General features: G+C 39.7%; 18 protein-coding genes. 2 read left to right on the plus strand and 16 right to left on the minus strand.

Annotated elements, in window-relative coordinates; genetic code table 11:
- Positions 1–16: 16 nt before the first annotated feature.
- The 8 genes from rplQ to ACLOAU_RS03330 all read right to left on the minus strand — a co-directional run bounded on the left by rplQ (position 17) and on the right by ACLOAU_RS03330 (position 4,609).
- Entirely contained in the window at positions 17–607 is a 591-nt protein-coding gene (gene rplQ, locus ACLOAU_RS03295; protein WP_427860401.1) for a 50S ribosomal protein L17, read from the minus strand.
- A gap of 161 nt (positions 608–768) precedes the next feature.
- Positions 769–1,770 carry a DNA-directed RNA polymerase subunit alpha gene (locus ACLOAU_RS03300; protein ID WP_427860403.1) on the minus strand — a complete coding sequence of 334 codons (1,002 nt, stop codon included), beginning with the start codon at positions 1,768–1,770 and terminating at the stop codon, positions 769–771.
- An 85-nt stretch (positions 1,771–1,855) separates the two neighbouring features.
- Positions 1,856–2,461 carry a 30S ribosomal protein S4 gene (gene rpsD / locus ACLOAU_RS03305; RefSeq protein ID WP_427860404.1) on the minus strand — a complete coding sequence of 202 codons (606 nt, stop codon included), beginning with the start codon at positions 2,459–2,461 and terminating at the stop codon, positions 1,856–1,858.
- Positions 2,462–2,643: 182 nt separating this feature from the next.
- Positions 2,644–3,045 (minus strand): 30S ribosomal protein S11, encoded by a 402-nt coding sequence (gene rpsK, locus ACLOAU_RS03310; RefSeq protein ID WP_240847442.1) that lies wholly within the window; start codon positions 3,043–3,045, stop codon positions 2,644–2,646.
- Positions 3,046–3,257: 212 nt separating this feature from the next.
- Complete coding sequence (gene rpsM / locus ACLOAU_RS03315) at positions 3,258–3,638, minus strand: 30S ribosomal protein S13 (protein WP_240847441.1); 381 nt, start codon at positions 3,636–3,638, stop codon at positions 3,258–3,260.
- A 43-nt stretch (positions 3,639–3,681) separates the two neighbouring features.
- Complete coding sequence (gene rpmJ / locus ACLOAU_RS03320; protein ID WP_240847440.1) at positions 3,682–3,798, minus strand: 50S ribosomal protein L36; 117 nt, start codon at positions 3,796–3,798, stop codon at positions 3,682–3,684.
- A gap of 25 nt (positions 3,799–3,823) precedes the next feature.
- Positions 3,824–4,045: a translation initiation factor IF-1 gene (gene infA / locus ACLOAU_RS03325; RefSeq protein WP_240847439.1), complete on the minus strand. Its 222-nt coding sequence runs from the start codon at positions 4,043–4,045 to the stop codon at positions 3,824–3,826.
- A 174-nt stretch (positions 4,046–4,219) separates the two neighbouring features.
- Positions 4,220–4,609 (minus strand): hypothetical protein, encoded by a 390-nt coding sequence (locus ACLOAU_RS03330; RefSeq protein WP_427860405.1) that lies wholly within the window; start codon positions 4,607–4,609, stop codon positions 4,220–4,222.
- 179 nt (positions 4,610–4,788) lie between these two features.
- Between ACLOAU_RS03330 and ACLOAU_RS03335 the strand changes: the two genes are divergently transcribed.
- Positions 4,789–5,490: a hypothetical protein gene (locus tag ACLOAU_RS03335; RefSeq protein ID WP_427860406.1), complete on the plus strand. Its 702-nt coding sequence runs from the start codon at positions 4,789–4,791 to the stop codon at positions 5,488–5,490.
- Between the two features lie 12 nt (positions 5,491–5,502).
- On the opposite strand, the gene ACLOAU_RS03340 is transcribed toward ACLOAU_RS03335, so the two are convergent.
- The 3 genes from ACLOAU_RS03340 to ACLOAU_RS03350 form a co-directional block, all read right to left on the minus strand.
- Positions 5,503–6,984: a TlpA family protein disulfide reductase gene (locus ACLOAU_RS03340; protein WP_427860407.1), complete on the minus strand. Its 1,482-nt coding sequence runs from the start codon at positions 6,982–6,984 to the stop codon at positions 5,503–5,505.
- A 121-nt stretch (positions 6,985–7,105) separates the two neighbouring features.
- Entirely contained in the window at positions 7,106–7,603 is a 498-nt protein-coding gene (locus tag ACLOAU_RS03345) for a hypothetical protein (protein ID WP_427860408.1), read from the minus strand.
- Positions 7,604–8,213: 610 nt separating this feature from the next.
- On the minus strand, positions 8,214–8,702 hold the full coding sequence (locus ACLOAU_RS03350; RefSeq protein ID WP_427860410.1) for a hypothetical protein: 489 nt from the start codon (positions 8,700–8,702) through the stop codon (positions 8,214–8,216).
- A gap of 391 nt (positions 8,703–9,093) precedes the next feature.
- Here ACLOAU_RS03350 and ACLOAU_RS03355 point away from each other — a divergent pair, with 391 nt between their 5' ends.
- Positions 9,094–9,315 carry a helix-turn-helix domain-containing protein gene (locus ACLOAU_RS03355; RefSeq protein ID WP_427860412.1) on the plus strand — a complete coding sequence of 74 codons (222 nt, stop codon included), beginning with the start codon at positions 9,094–9,096 and terminating at the stop codon, positions 9,313–9,315.
- Here ACLOAU_RS03355 and ACLOAU_RS03360 read toward each other — a convergent pair.
- From ACLOAU_RS03360 to ACLOAU_RS03380, 5 genes are all read right to left on the minus strand, one after another.
- Positions 9,293–9,481, minus strand: coding sequence for a helix-turn-helix domain-containing transcriptional regulator (locus ACLOAU_RS03360; protein ID WP_427860413.1), 189 nt, complete (start codon positions 9,479–9,481; stop codon positions 9,293–9,295). The two genes, ACLOAU_RS03355 and ACLOAU_RS03360, sit on opposite strands and share 23 nt — an antisense overlap.
- 3 nt (positions 9,482–9,484) lie before the next feature.
- Positions 9,485–10,114 (minus strand): class I SAM-dependent methyltransferase, encoded by a 630-nt coding sequence (locus ACLOAU_RS03365; protein WP_427860414.1) that lies wholly within the window; start codon positions 10,112–10,114, stop codon positions 9,485–9,487.
- 24 nt (positions 10,115–10,138) lie between these two features.
- On the minus strand, positions 10,139–10,885 hold the full coding sequence (locus ACLOAU_RS03370; protein WP_427860415.1) for a DUF2625 domain-containing protein: 747 nt from the start codon (positions 10,883–10,885) through the stop codon (positions 10,139–10,141).
- Positions 10,886–10,890: 5 nt separating this feature from the next.
- Complete coding sequence (locus ACLOAU_RS03375; RefSeq protein ID WP_427860416.1) at positions 10,891–11,178, minus strand: hypothetical protein; 288 nt, start codon at positions 11,176–11,178, stop codon at positions 10,891–10,893.
- Positions 11,179–12,065: 887 nt separating this feature from the next.
- Positions 12,066–12,605 (minus strand): GNAT family N-acetyltransferase, encoded by a 540-nt coding sequence (locus ACLOAU_RS03380; protein WP_427860417.1) that lies wholly within the window; start codon positions 12,603–12,605, stop codon positions 12,066–12,068.
- Positions 12,606–12,614 lie beyond the last annotated feature (9 nt).

Below are 12,614 nucleotides of genomic sequence, written 5' to 3' on the forward strand. Positions count from 1 at the left end.
ATAAATCTGGTTACAATTAAGCTTTCGCTTCTTCGCTACCTTCTTCTTTTGTTTCCTGAGCCGGAGCTTCTTCTACTGCAGGTGCAGCAGCTACCACTTCTTCAGCTTTTGTTTCTTCAGCTACTGGAGCTTCTGCAACTACTTCAGCATTTTCAGCTGGAGTTGCTGTAGCTTTTTTACCGCTACCACCACGACGACGTGTTTTCTTAGCAGCAGCTTTTTCTTCGCCTACGTTGTTTCCGTAAATTTCGTTGAAATCTACTAACTCTATCATTGCTTTTTCAGCAGCATCACCAGGACGAATGCCTAATTTAATGATACGAGTGTAACCACCAGGACGACCGCCTACTTTTGGAGCAATATTGTCAAACAATTCTTTTACAGTTTCTTTGTCCTGTAAGTGACCGAAAACAATACGACGTTGGTGTGTAGTGTTCTCTTTACTTTTAGTGATCAAAGGCTCAACAAACACACGTAATGCTTTAGCTTTAGCCAAAGTAGTTACAATACGTTTATGCTCGATTAACTGGTTAGAAAGATTAGCTAATAATGCTTCTCTGTGCGCTTTAGTGCGGCTTAAATTTTTGATTTTGTCTCCGTGACGCATGACATTTAATTTAAGATTTGAGATTTGAAGTTTAAGATTTCAAATCCAAACCGGTTAATGAATTCAGCTATACCGTGTCAGGAATTATAGCCTACTATTTAATATGCCAATGTGATAATGTGCTAATTAGCTAATTGGCTCATCAGCACATTGGCCAATTGTTAATAATCGTCTTTATCGATACCTAACTTCTGAAGGTCCATTCCAAAACCAAGACCTCTTTCGTTTAATACCTGCTCTATCTCAGAAAGAGATTTCTGACCGAAGTTTCTGAACTTCATCAGGTCTTCCTGCTCATACTGTACCAGCTCGCTTAAAGAATTGATCTTAGCAGCTTTCAGGCAGTTAAATGCACGTACAGAAAGATCAAGGTCTTCTAATGGAGTTTTCAATACTTTGCGTAATTGCAATGTATTCTCATCCACTAAATCTTCTTTCTTCTCTTCTTTATTATCGAAAGTGATGTTCTCATCAGTGATGATCATCAGGTGCTGAATTAAAATACGGCTTGCTTGCTTTACCGCATCTTCAGGATGGATGGTACCATCTGTAGCAACTTCCATAACTAATTTTTCATAGTCAGTACGCTGCTCCACACGGGTATTTTCGATACTATATTTTACATTCTTAATAGGAGTGTAAATAGAGTCGATAGGAATTAAACCAACTGGTGCATCTTTAACTGCATTTTCTTCAGCAGGAACATAACCACGACCTTTACCGATCGTTAATTCGATGTCCAGTTTAGCAGAAGAATCTAAAGTACAGATCAACAGTTCGGGGTTCATGATCTGGAATGACTGAGTGCCATCTGCGATCATACCGGCAGTAAACTGTGCCTGATTTTTAACTGACAATGAAATCTTCTCGTTAGCTACTTCATGATCAACCAGTTTCTTAAAACGAACTTGTTTTAAGTTAAGGATGATCTCAACCAGGTCTTCGCTGATACCTTTGATGGTAGCAAATTCGTGGTCAACACCTTCTATTTTAATAGCAGAGATAGCATATCCTTCCAAAGAGCTCAATAAAACCCTGCGAAGTGCATTACCGATGGTTACGCCATAACCAGGCTCCAAAGGTGCAAACTCAAACTGGGCTTCAAAATCAGAAGCTTTTTGCAGGATGATTTTATCCGGCTGCTGAAAATTCAAAATTGCCATACCTATTTTAGATTTTAAAAGTGAGTAGTGAGTAATGAATAGTGAAACTAGTTATTGACCATTCACTATTGACCATTCACACAAATTACTTGTTATACAATTCAACAATCAGTTGTTCCTTAATGTTCTCAGGAACGCTTTCCCTTTCAGGATAAGTGATGAAAGTACCGGTAAGAGTAGTCTCGTTAAAATCTATCCAGCTGTATTTAGGATTTTTAGGAGTAACCACGCTTGTAATAGAAGTGCGGCTTCTGCTTCCTTCTTTAATAGTGATGATATCACCAGCTTTCAATAAATAGCTAGGGATGTTCACTACTTCGCCGTTTACTTCGATGTGCTTGTGGCTCACCAGCTGGCGTGCTGCAGGGCGGCTAGGCGCAATACCCATGCGGAATACAGTGTTGTCTAAACGAGATTCAAGTAATTTGATAAGGTTTTCACCGGTAACACCTTTACGACGGTTTGCTTCTTCGTAAGTTTTGCGGAATTGTTTCTCTAAAACACCGTAAGTGTACTTAGCTTTTTGTTTTTCGCGCAACTGCAAAGCGTATTCACCCAAAGTTTTACGTTTGCGTTTTTCACCGTGCTGACCGGGAGGGTTACTGTTTTTTCCCAACCATTTACCATTACCTAAAATAGGCTCTCCGAAAATACGGGAGATTTTGGTCTTAGGACCATTGTAACGTGCCATAATATACTTTCATTTAAGCTTTTTTAGAAACCGGTACTACAATCGATAAAAAGCTTTGTAAAAAATTAATTGCGTACCCTTTTTAAAAATGAAACCGAAATGGCTCAAAAATATGTAAGGTGTACAATGTGAGATGTTGGATATACGGACCGTACACCGTACATCTCACACCGTACATAAAATTAAACTCTTCTCTTTTTAGGAGGACGGCATCCGTTGTGTGGAAGCGGCGTTACGTCTTTAATAGTAACAATCTCGATTCCAGACTGAGATAAAGAACGGATAGCACCTTCTCTACCAGAACCCGGACCTTTAACGAAAACGTCTACTCTTTTCAAACCTGCATCCAGCGCTACTTTCGCAGCGTCTGCAGCAGCCATCTGAGCCGCGTATGGAGTGTTCTTTTTAGAACCACGGAAACCCATTTTACCAGCACTGCTCCAAGAAATAACCTGGCCTGTTTTGTTGGTAAGGCTGATGATGATGTTGTTGAATGTTGCGGAAATGTGTGCATCGCCGAAGGCATCTACTTTTACGATCCTTTTCTTTGCGGCGGCTTTCGCGCTTAATTGTGCTTTTGCCATGAGAACTGAGGTAATCTTTAAATTAAATAATAAAATTCCGTTCCGAAGCTTCGAAACAGAACCCCCAACCTACCCTCCTGCAGGCCTCATTGCTATCCGGAGAAGTTGAGTAATAAGAAGCCCTGTATAGTAAAAAAAGTTAACAAGTTGATATGTTGATAAGGAAGTATAACCACCTCATCAACCTGACAACTCATTAACCTGTTAACTAATTATTTCTTAGCAGCTTTCTTCTTACCGGCAACTGTCTTACGTTTACCTTTACGAGTACGGCTATTAGTTTTTGTGCGCTGACCACGAACTGGTAAACCTTTTCTGTGACGAAGACCACGGTAGCAAGCGATATCCAATAAACGTTTGATGTTCATTTGAGTTTCGCTACGCAGTTGTCCTTCTACTTTCAGCTCTTCAGTAATGGTGGTACGGATGGCGTTCAAATCGTCATCATTCCAATCATTTACTTTTTTGTTACGGTCAATGCTATTCTTATCCAGAATATATTTAGCCGTAGAAGGGCCAATTCCGTAGATATAGGTCAAACCTATTTCGCCCCTTTTATTTTTTGGTAAATCAACACCGGCAATACGTGCCATAAATAAATATTAAATTCTTAAGTTTAAATACTAATATCAAAAATTAACCCTGACGTTGTTTGTAACGAGGATTCTTTTTGTTAATGATGTACAGCTTTCCTTTACGGCGTACAATTTTGCAATCCGCGCTGCGTTTTTTTATTGATGCTCTTACTCTCATCTTGTTTGTTTTTAAGATCTGAAGCTTAATTTTTATACCTAAAATTGATACGCCCGCGGGTTAAATCGTAAGGCGACATTTCTAATCCTACTTTGTCACCAGGTAAAATGCGGATGTAGTGCATCCTCATCTTTCCTGAAATGGTCGCTAAAATTTCATGTCCATTGTCCAGTTTTACCCTGAACATTGCGTTGGACAAGGCTTCCAAAATGACTCCGTCTTGCTTTATTAAGGGTTGTTTAGCCATAAAAATTTTAGGGGTGCAAAGATACGGAGATTCTGTTAATAAAAAAAACCTGTTCCGATAAATTTCAGAACAGGCAATCTGCTACCGCAAAGTAGCAAAAAAGTTGATAGGTTGATCAAGTAGGAAATAAATTTACTTTTCCACTTCCTCCAATCTATTATTAATTATTGATAATCAAGCTTCTAATTGCACTTTGGTCATATCCAGGTGAATGTTTTGTAGTTGATGCACATACATAGGATGATCAAAAAATCGCCTGTCTTCGCGGTACCAGGCTTCTACTTTCGAAAAATCAGTCTCTGAGGGCACGTGTACTCTGAAGGCGCCTTTGCCATATTTTACGCCATTTCCCACTTCCAGCTTCTCAAAACCCAGGTTGATCAATTGCTGCTCGTTGAGCGGAAGGGGTTTGATAAATTCGAGTTCATACCAAAATTCCTGTATGCCATTATCTACACACACTTTATTGTCTTCGTGGCTTACACGTAAAACAGTGCCTTCCCTTTCAACGCCATTGTCGTTTAGTAATATCCAGTCGCCGGTTTTCAGTTCAGATAATTTCATGCGATATATTTTTTATAGTTTTTCAATTGCCAGATAAGGAAACGATAGTGTTCGCTTTTAGTTGAATTTAAATGGCTTAACAATAGTATTCCTATTTAAATTTATGCCAAACCGGCAATTTCAGCAAACATTTTTTACGAATACTGTTGTTGATTGAAAAAGAAGACAATTTATTTATCTTGCGCAGCAAAATCAAACTAACAAATTATGAAAAAAAATTACTACTGACCGTTGGAATCATTATTAGCTGCACTGGCTTTGCCCAAAAAGGAACCGTTTTAGTAGGAGGTAATGTTGAGTTTAAGAAAACAGACAACCTATTGATACTAGCTTTAACTTCCGAAACTAATGGCACCAGTCGTTCAAGCGAATTAGCGCCATACATCGGTTACCAGTTTAGCGAAAAGCTAACAGCGGGCGCTACACTTTCAGTTATATCAAGCAAGTACGAAAATGTAAGGGATGTTTACTACCCGGGAGTTGGATATATAACTTTTGAAACAACCTCCAAAGGGAAAGATTGGGTTATGGGACCTTTTTTAAGATACACTGAAAAACTATCAGATATTTTTTCCGTATTCGGTCAGCTGGAGGGTCTTTATATGAGCGGGAAGAGAAATCTTGGTACACAAACCATCTACCCCGAAAATTTCCCGGAAGGCGCTACCCAACTAACAAGAGAAGAAACCTCTTTTAACGGTGTACAGTTTAGATTGTTTCCCGCGGTATTTGTTAATATCAAAAAGAACTTTGGTTTAAACTTATCCATTGGTGGTGTAGAGTACCAAAAATATGGGCAAAAAGATAGCGATAAAAAGCCCAGTTCTTTTGGCCTTTCTTTTGGAAAAACTGCCAGTATAGGTGTTTCTAAGAATTTTTAGTAGCGCATAAATTTACTTCTTCAAATAAGTTTCAATTACCTTTTTTATTTCTTCCGAACCCGGTCCGGGGGCATTTTTGTGCACCAGCTTACCGTCTTTATCATACAATAAATAACGGGGAATAGGGCCAAAATCAATGCTTTTCAAAAATGCGGACTGCTCTGCGTTGAGAACAACATAATTGTGTACACGTGAACTTAAGCCCTCCGCCGCAGCGGCCCCAGCCCATTCCTCTTTGTTCTTATCAACAGAAAGGTATACAAAAACAACATCCTCAAATTGCTTCCAAAGTTCTTTGGCGTGAGGCATTTGTTGTCGGCAAGGAAAGCACCAGCTCGCCCAAAAATCTATATAAACCACCTTCCCCTTATTTGCATTTAAAACCTGCTGAAGCGATAGCTGCCTGTTTTGCGCGTCCAACATATACAAAGAATCTTTGCTTAATGCCATTTTATTATCAGCAACCAGAAATTTGCTCTTAATGTTTTTCACTAACAGAGTGTCCTTTGAAAATTCGGCAAACTTTGATAGGTATTTTTCCAGATCTGACAGAGAGAATTTGTCTCCGATTTTTTGCAGGTACTTAAACAGCAATTGCTTTTTGTAAAAGTCGTTCACATCAGCCCATTCATTGGTTTTATCGTAAACCTCTCTATAATCTAATTCGCTGCCATTTGAATATCTTAAAAGAGTAGCCTTTTTTAAAATGGCACTATCCGCAATCGTTTCAAGCAAAGGAAGAAAATAGGAGTAAGATAAACTGACAGGCTTCGCTTTGTTGGCGTAAAGTATATTTTTTATAGTATCTGCAGTAAGTTGGGCCTGAGCCCGGTCCATTGAGTAAATTTGATTTGTTAATTTGTCATGGTAAAACTCATACATGTGTAAAAATTCCTGCTTAAACTCTTTCCAACTGTTAAGAACGGACAACTCGCCGGTAAGCAGTCCCCGGGCCGGAAGATAAAATTGATTTTCCAATCCGCTCTTATAACTCAATAGCTCATTCACACTTTTAGAAACTGTTACAGGTTCTTTATACAATTCGAATGGCGTGTGTCTAAATCCATGCTTTGCTATCTTGTTATACTCATAATTTAAAGCGGCTTCTTTTTTTTTATCGTGAACGGTAACGTAAGGCATTCCATTCACAAAGCGAAACCCAAGCGTATCTCCCCGCCTTACTACATAGTCTAAAGGTTGCCGTGTTATTTCATAATAAAATGAAAGAATAGTATGATCGCTCTGAGGTAAAAAAATAATTGTGTCTAATACTCCGGGCCTGGGATTAAATCGATGCTCGTTAAAGTTGTCGAAAATTGTCAACTGGTATTTTTTGGTCTCCATTGTAAACTTCGGGAAAGGAGAAATGCTTCTTACCAGAGTTGGAATGCTGTCAAGAATTAATACAATAGCCGAATCCTGATTTTGGGTGTTGCCGGGCTTACAAAAAAGCAAGCCCAGCAAAAGCAGTAGACTGGTGGATGGTTTTTTCATATTCCAATTTAATATTGTTTTTAGCAAGTTTAAATGCGGTTGCTGTTAAAATAAATCGAATGTTTAAAATAGCAAAGCCAAATTTCGCTGTACATTGCTGGTGGCCTCTTTCATTAACGGCTCATTTGCCGATAGCAGACACTACAATAGCTGCTGACATGAGGAGCTGTTTGATATATGCTGTATGTCGATATACAACGGTAGCGGGCAACTCATCGGCTACCGAACTTTTAGAAAGCGCTGCATGCGTAAAAGCAAGATGCCGATTTTTCCATTGGCGCAGGGATGCATGGAGGAAAAAGTCATTCAGTGTTTTCATCAGCAACTCATCATGCTCTTTTTTGGGTGAAGGTTGCCGGTACAACAGGTAAGCGGCTTCTATCAATAGCTCCAGCTGTTCGCTATAGTATAGTGCGTTGCCCGGACTACCTCTGCGCCATCGATATTGATCATGGAGGGCGGCCAGGCAAAATTCATCAAAGGCTTTTAAATGCTCGGCAGGTTGGGCATAGGTAAAGAAATCCTTTAGTACTTGTAGCGATGATACTTTTAAAGGATTGCCTTTATAGGTGATGGCGATGCGGTTGAGGTAGCAACCGAGGTGTTGGTGTTTGCTCATAGGAAAATGTTTTTATTAACTATAAGATGTAAGAGACATCAACTATATCCATATTCCGTCAAAGAACACAGAGTTTAAATCTTTTTTCCACGTTTTTTGCTTACCCAAAAAAGTGGAGTAAAAAAGGGCACCGCCAATCCCCGCCTGACCGAACGGGCAGGGGTTGCCCGGACGATTGGCGGGGAATATCTATTAAGCGGTGTGCTTGGCAAATGATCTCCAAATATTTTGCTTACGCACGCTTGCCCCTACCAGCACTTGCAACTAAAACTCATTTAAGCCAAACGGATGCCAAGCGGCCTTGATGCATGAGCGTTAAGAAAACGACAGAAGTGGAGCGTTAAAAAATGCCTGCTGTCCGAGCCCGCGCGAACTTTATAACTGTTTCACGCTAAGAAGCGAGTTCAGGCATTTTAGCGAAACGAAGGTCATTTTTAGCGAAGGCATCACAGCCCCGTCCGACTGGTCATCCGGGCGGGCTTGAATTTTTGCTCCACTTTTGTTTCAAGACAAAAGTGGAAGAAAGAATAATTAATCATGAATGCCAGATTATGATGACAGCAGCTGCTATCGTAACTTCTACAAAAGCCTTGTGGCCACTCCGGCACTGTCACGGTGAGCCCGAACCGTCATGCATCACATTAACAATAATGCCCGGAAACGCAGTGACAATCCGCCCTGCGGCATCGGCTATTACGGTAACAACCTGCGTAACACTCCCACAAACATCATAACCAACGATGCTGTTGGCATCCCAAACCCTTTGGTAGTTGCAGCTTTGCGGCACCGGCTGTGGGGTGGCTGCAAAAGCCTCTTTGATGATGAAAACAATGCGCTCCACGCCAATGGTAAACTTACCAGCGCCGGGGTGGCGGGACATGGGCGCATAATGACGCTCCAGTATATGCGCCAATACCGATGCGCTGAGGTACCAGTTATTACGCAATAGCTTTTTATGCTGCTTGAGTGGGAGCTGGTAAAAGATATCTTTATGCAATTGCTGTAACCATTGTTCGGTATCGGCGATGAGAAATAAAATACGCAGCCATTGGGCTTCGTTAAACGGGTGGTGGGTGGTAGGTGTAGTAACGGCGTTCATAACAGGTGGTTTTAAAAAGTAATTGGAACCCCGCCATAAAAGAAGCGTGGGTTAGTCCTTACCGTGCTAAAGGGCTACGACACCCCGACAACGAAATAAGAACGCCCACGCTGAATCTTAAATATAATAAGAAAACGTGAGCGATTTACCTTACTTACTCGTTGTCGTAAAAGGTCGTAGTTTTTAGCACGAGGAAAAGTAAATACGCTAAGTATTTTTATAGATAATGAAATGATTTTTATTTATTCATAATGCATGATAGTTTAAAGAAACAATTAAAGACTTTCTGTACAGATTTACAGTAAGTCGGATATTATTTCCAAATATTTTTTCGATTTTCTGTAATTATTTACATTGAATCATTATATAAATCCAGAAAGACGAAAATGCTATGACTAAGTTGGGTGAATATTTGCAGGTTAAATCAGTAAATAAATCCGAAGTTTCAAGGAAAACCGGACTTAGTAAACCTCGGTTAAGTGAGTTAACCATTAACCCAACGGCCAAATTACGAGTTGATGAACTATACCTGATTGCGCTTGCTATTGATGTAGAACCTTGTAAGCTTTTTGAGTTCGTATGTGAAGGTATTAAGTTGAAGACTCAGAAATAACTGTATCAGCAATTTCCATTTTAATCATACCAATTGCCTTAGCCACATTGCCGATCGCCCTTACAATTTCAGTATCATTTCCTTCTTCCAAAGCAGTATTCAGATACTCCGCAATCATTTCGCTGCTTTCCAAATAGTCTGCTATATCAAATTTCGATGTTCCCATTTTTTACTTTTTTATTGCGATCACAATAGTATGTATATCAAAACCCGTTTGCGATGTTTTATACGGCACTTTAAATATTTCAATTGCTCCAAATCCTGTTTTCGTCAATTGTGCTTTTAAGTCATTCAAATTATGATAGTGGAAGTACACCCTGCCATAGCCGCCTGTTTTAAAACCAGACTGAGCCGGTTCGCCTTCCACAAAACTCAGGTAGATCAAGCCCTCCGCGTTCAACATTTCATAAGACTGCGATATCAATTCATCGCTTTCACTTTTTGATAAATAGGGTAAACAAAAGCCACCAATAATAGCATCGTATTTTGTGTCAAGCGATTTAATACCACGGGTGTCCATAACAGCAAAGCTGGCGGTGGGATTATTGGCTTTTGCCAGCTCGATCATATTGGGTGCGATGTCGATTCCTAAAATATCAAAGTCGGGCCTTTTAGATAAAAGATACTTCGTGATGTTTCCCGGCCCGCATCCGATCTCTAACAATTTTGCTTTAGGCCTGGTTACTGCATTGAAGATATAATCATAGGTTTCATTATACAGGTCAAGGTTCATAAACTTCTCCTGGTAAACAGATGCTACGTTGTTCCATGTTTCGAATGTTTCTTTGTATTGATCCATGAGGTTATATTTAGGAACTAACTTTTAATTTTTTTCAAGCCCCAGTTGTTTTCTAAAGTCGAGATTTAAATTGTACTGCTCTTCTACCGGAATAGCTTTTCTTGAAACCTTATTAAGGTCTTTTCCTTCTTTGGTCCACAAATAAGGAAAGAAATTGAACACCTGGTCTCCGGTAAGTTTTGAAACATCGGTTCTCCAGTTGCGCCATCGATAGCCTTCGTAGAATTTATCCAGATCGTTATTAAAACAAAAATATAAAAATCCGGTATAAGTTATATCAAGCGGTTCATATTCTAAATTATCGGGAGACCAATAATAAACTTTACCGAGATCGTTGCCAAAAGCACCTCCGTTGAGTATGAAGAATCCGCCCAATACATCATCAGCAATCAATAAAAATTGAGGTTGCGTTCGATACTCTCTAAATGTCTTCCCTTTATTCCACTCCGGTAAAGACCTGCTCAACCTTTTGCTTCCCGCCCCAAGTATCCTTATCCATCCATTATCAATTAGCAATCCCCCTGTCATAAAAATTATAGCACCCATTGGAGAGCGGGTTGTTACCTGTGTTTTGAACAAAGCATCTTTGCCCCTTGTTGTGTCCATGGGCAATACTTCTACCTTATTTTTTGCAGCTTCGATCCATTGCTTCACCAATGGCCATCCGGGATCGGTTATATCAATAAGTTGTTCAATTGTACGCATCGGGATTTGTCCAAATACTTTAAAAGTGGATAGCGATAATACTATCAATATTAAAAAAAATTTCATACAGACTATGTTCTTTTCCAATTAAAATTCAATGCTCCGCATTTCGGGCATGCGATATACTCGCCCTCAAGTTTTTCAAAATTACAACAGTTGCAATGGTCATAGATTTTGTTAATATGGGTTACCATAAATTTAGCGTCACGATAGCTAATGCCATAATTACCTGTGATGTATTTTATCGAAAGCAGGGCGGACTGAGCTATCAATTTCAATAGCCTGTTCTTTTCAGCTTTAGTAAAATCAGGAATTTCAATTTCTTCCTTTGACAAACATTTGTTACATGCAACTTTCATAGTAGTACATTTAGCCTGTATCCTTTAATTGCGAAATTAGCTTACCAGCCCTTTACCTGAGTCTGGGAGTTGCGTACCTACGGCACCAATATATATCCTTGCCAATATCGGCTGCCAAAGAATCGTCCCTAACGGGACTTAAAAGTAGCGCTGTCGATTCGAGGTTTCTTCAACAATCTTCCGATCTTAAATTCCACTCATCTCCTTACCAAGTTATCCTTATCAATTAGCCGCTGTTGATATTCTGACAGATGTTTTATAGACTTTTTGAGGTAATGCAAACGCACTTTCAAGGCTCGAACCTAGTCTTTCTTATTATGTGAGCTGGTAAAGCAATGAAGTAAATATCCGCAGAAGTTAGCTATAGAACGGGAGCTACAAAATACACCTGCGGGTTTATGCAGAACTGCTCCCCTGAGGTAAAACACCAGATCGTTAAAGTTGTACCACCAATTATTTCGGGTAAACAACCGCGACTATGGAATTCAACACCTGTCTGAATGGGTTTATTATACCTTCCGATCTATAAAATATATGTCCGGACCGGTCTTTTACTGGTCTCTCGAGGTTATACAACCTCAATTTTGGGGTCTAAAACCGCGCTTTTAAGGTTCCGAACCCCGATTTTGGGGTTATACAACCTCAAATTACAGGTTCACTAACCCCAACGGAGTAGTTCAGAACCGCGCGCGAGGGGTTTATAACCGCGACAGACCTATAAATAACCCCATTCTTAGCAGTAGTGGAAATACAACTTCTTTCTCCGCTGCATGCCTCAATATGGTTTTATCTCAGACTATAACGGGTCAACCGGGCTATAGCCCTCAGAATGCTAAATGACCATTATGATAATATTCTATTATGCTTTTGTGAAGAACCCTATAATATCAAAAAGATTTGAAACGGGGATTAAACCAGGCCATTGGAATGTCGGCCTCCAGGTGGTTTTCTTCATTTTTAATTCTACCCTGTAACCTGCCTTCCACTTCAAAGCCGAGGCTCTTATATAATTGTATGGCTTTTATATTAGATTCTCTAGCTATCAGTTCTACCCTACATATATCTTCCCTGTTTTCTTCAACCTGGTTCAGCAATGTTTGAAAAAGTTCCTTCCCAATACCTCGCCCCTGATACTCCGGGTCAACAACGATTGTAAGCTCGCTCAAAACATGTTCAAATACTTTAGGCTCCGGTTTATAGCAATGTACTTCAGCAATAACCTGATTGCTTCGAAGCTCATCAACTGCAACATATTGTACCCCGTTTTGTGCTGACTTTTGTACAAAATATTTTACATAGGCTTCTGTTACTTCATCTTCAGTCCGAGCCAGTCCGCCTTTAGTTTTGCTAACCGCTACATACAATTTATGTATGAGAGGCACATCATTTACGGTTGCTTTTCTAATCAGTATATGCTCACAATTCATTTCAAAGTT

This window comes from Paraniabella aurantiaca, from assembly GCF_050309965.1.
In the GTDB taxonomy this organism is placed as follows: Bacteria; Bacteroidota; Bacteroidia; order Chitinophagales; family Chitinophagaceae; genus Niabella.

What these genes read in the sequence shown, in the direction of transcription:
- ACLOAU_RS03345 (WP_427860408.1), bottom strand. Translation starts at nt 7,603, where the DNA reads ATGAGCAAACACCAACACCTCGGTTGCTACCTCAACCGCATCGCCATC.
- ACLOAU_RS03330 (WP_427860405.1), bottom strand. Translation starts at nt 4,609, where the DNA reads ATGAAATTATCTGAACTGAAAACCGGCGACTGGATATTACTAAACGAC.
- rpsK (WP_240847442.1), bottom strand. Translation starts at nt 3,045, where the DNA reads ATGGCAAAAGCACAATTAAGCGCGAAAGCCGCCGCAAAGAAAAGGATC.
- ACLOAU_RS03300 (WP_427860403.1), bottom strand. Translation starts at nt 1,770, where the DNA reads ATGGCAATTTTGAATTTTCAGCAGCCGGATAAAATCATCCTGCAAAAA.
- ACLOAU_RS03370 (WP_427860415.1), bottom strand. Translation starts at nt 10,885, where the DNA reads ATGAAATTTTTTTTAATATTGATAGTATTATCGCTATCCACTTTTAAA.
- ACLOAU_RS03355 (WP_427860412.1), top strand. Translation starts at nt 9,094, where the DNA reads ATGACTAAGTTGGGTGAATATTTGCAGGTTAAATCAGTAAATAAATCC.
- rpsM (WP_240847441.1), bottom strand. Translation starts at nt 3,638, where the DNA reads ATGGCACGTATTGCCGGTGTTGATTTACCAAAAAATAAAAGGGGCGAA.
- rplQ (WP_427860401.1), bottom strand. Translation starts at nt 607, where the DNA reads ATGCGTCACGGAGACAAAATCAAAAATTTAAGCCGCACTAAAGCGCAC.
- ACLOAU_RS03360 (WP_427860413.1), bottom strand. Translation starts at nt 9,481, where the DNA reads ATGGGAACATCGAAATTTGATATAGCAGACTATTTGGAAAGCAGCGAA.
- ACLOAU_RS03375 (WP_427860416.1), bottom strand. Translation starts at nt 11,178, where the DNA reads ATGAAAGTTGCATGTAACAAATGTTTGTCAAAGGAAGAAATTGAAATT.
- infA (WP_240847439.1), bottom strand. Translation starts at nt 4,045, where the DNA reads ATGGCTAAACAACCCTTAATAAAGCAAGACGGAGTCATTTTGGAAGCC.
- rpsD (WP_427860404.1), bottom strand. Translation starts at nt 2,461, where the DNA reads ATGGCACGTTACAATGGTCCTAAGACCAAAATCTCCCGTATTTTCGGA.
- ACLOAU_RS03380 (WP_427860417.1), bottom strand. Translation starts at nt 12,605, where the DNA reads ATGAATTGTGAGCATATACTGATTAGAAAAGCAACCGTAAATGATGTG.
- ACLOAU_RS03350 (WP_427860410.1), bottom strand. Translation starts at nt 8,702, where the DNA reads ATGAACGCCGTTACTACACCTACCACCCACCACCCGTTTAACGAAGCC.
- ACLOAU_RS03340 (WP_427860407.1), bottom strand. Translation starts at nt 6,984, where the DNA reads ATGAAAAAACCATCCACCAGTCTACTGCTTTTGCTGGGCTTGCTTTTT.
- ACLOAU_RS03365 (WP_427860414.1), bottom strand. Translation starts at nt 10,114, where the DNA reads ATGGATCAATACAAAGAAACATTCGAAACATGGAACAACGTAGCATCT.
- rpmJ (WP_240847440.1), bottom strand. Translation starts at nt 3,798, where the DNA reads ATGAGAGTAAGAGCATCAATAAAAAAACGCAGCGCGGATTGCAAAATT.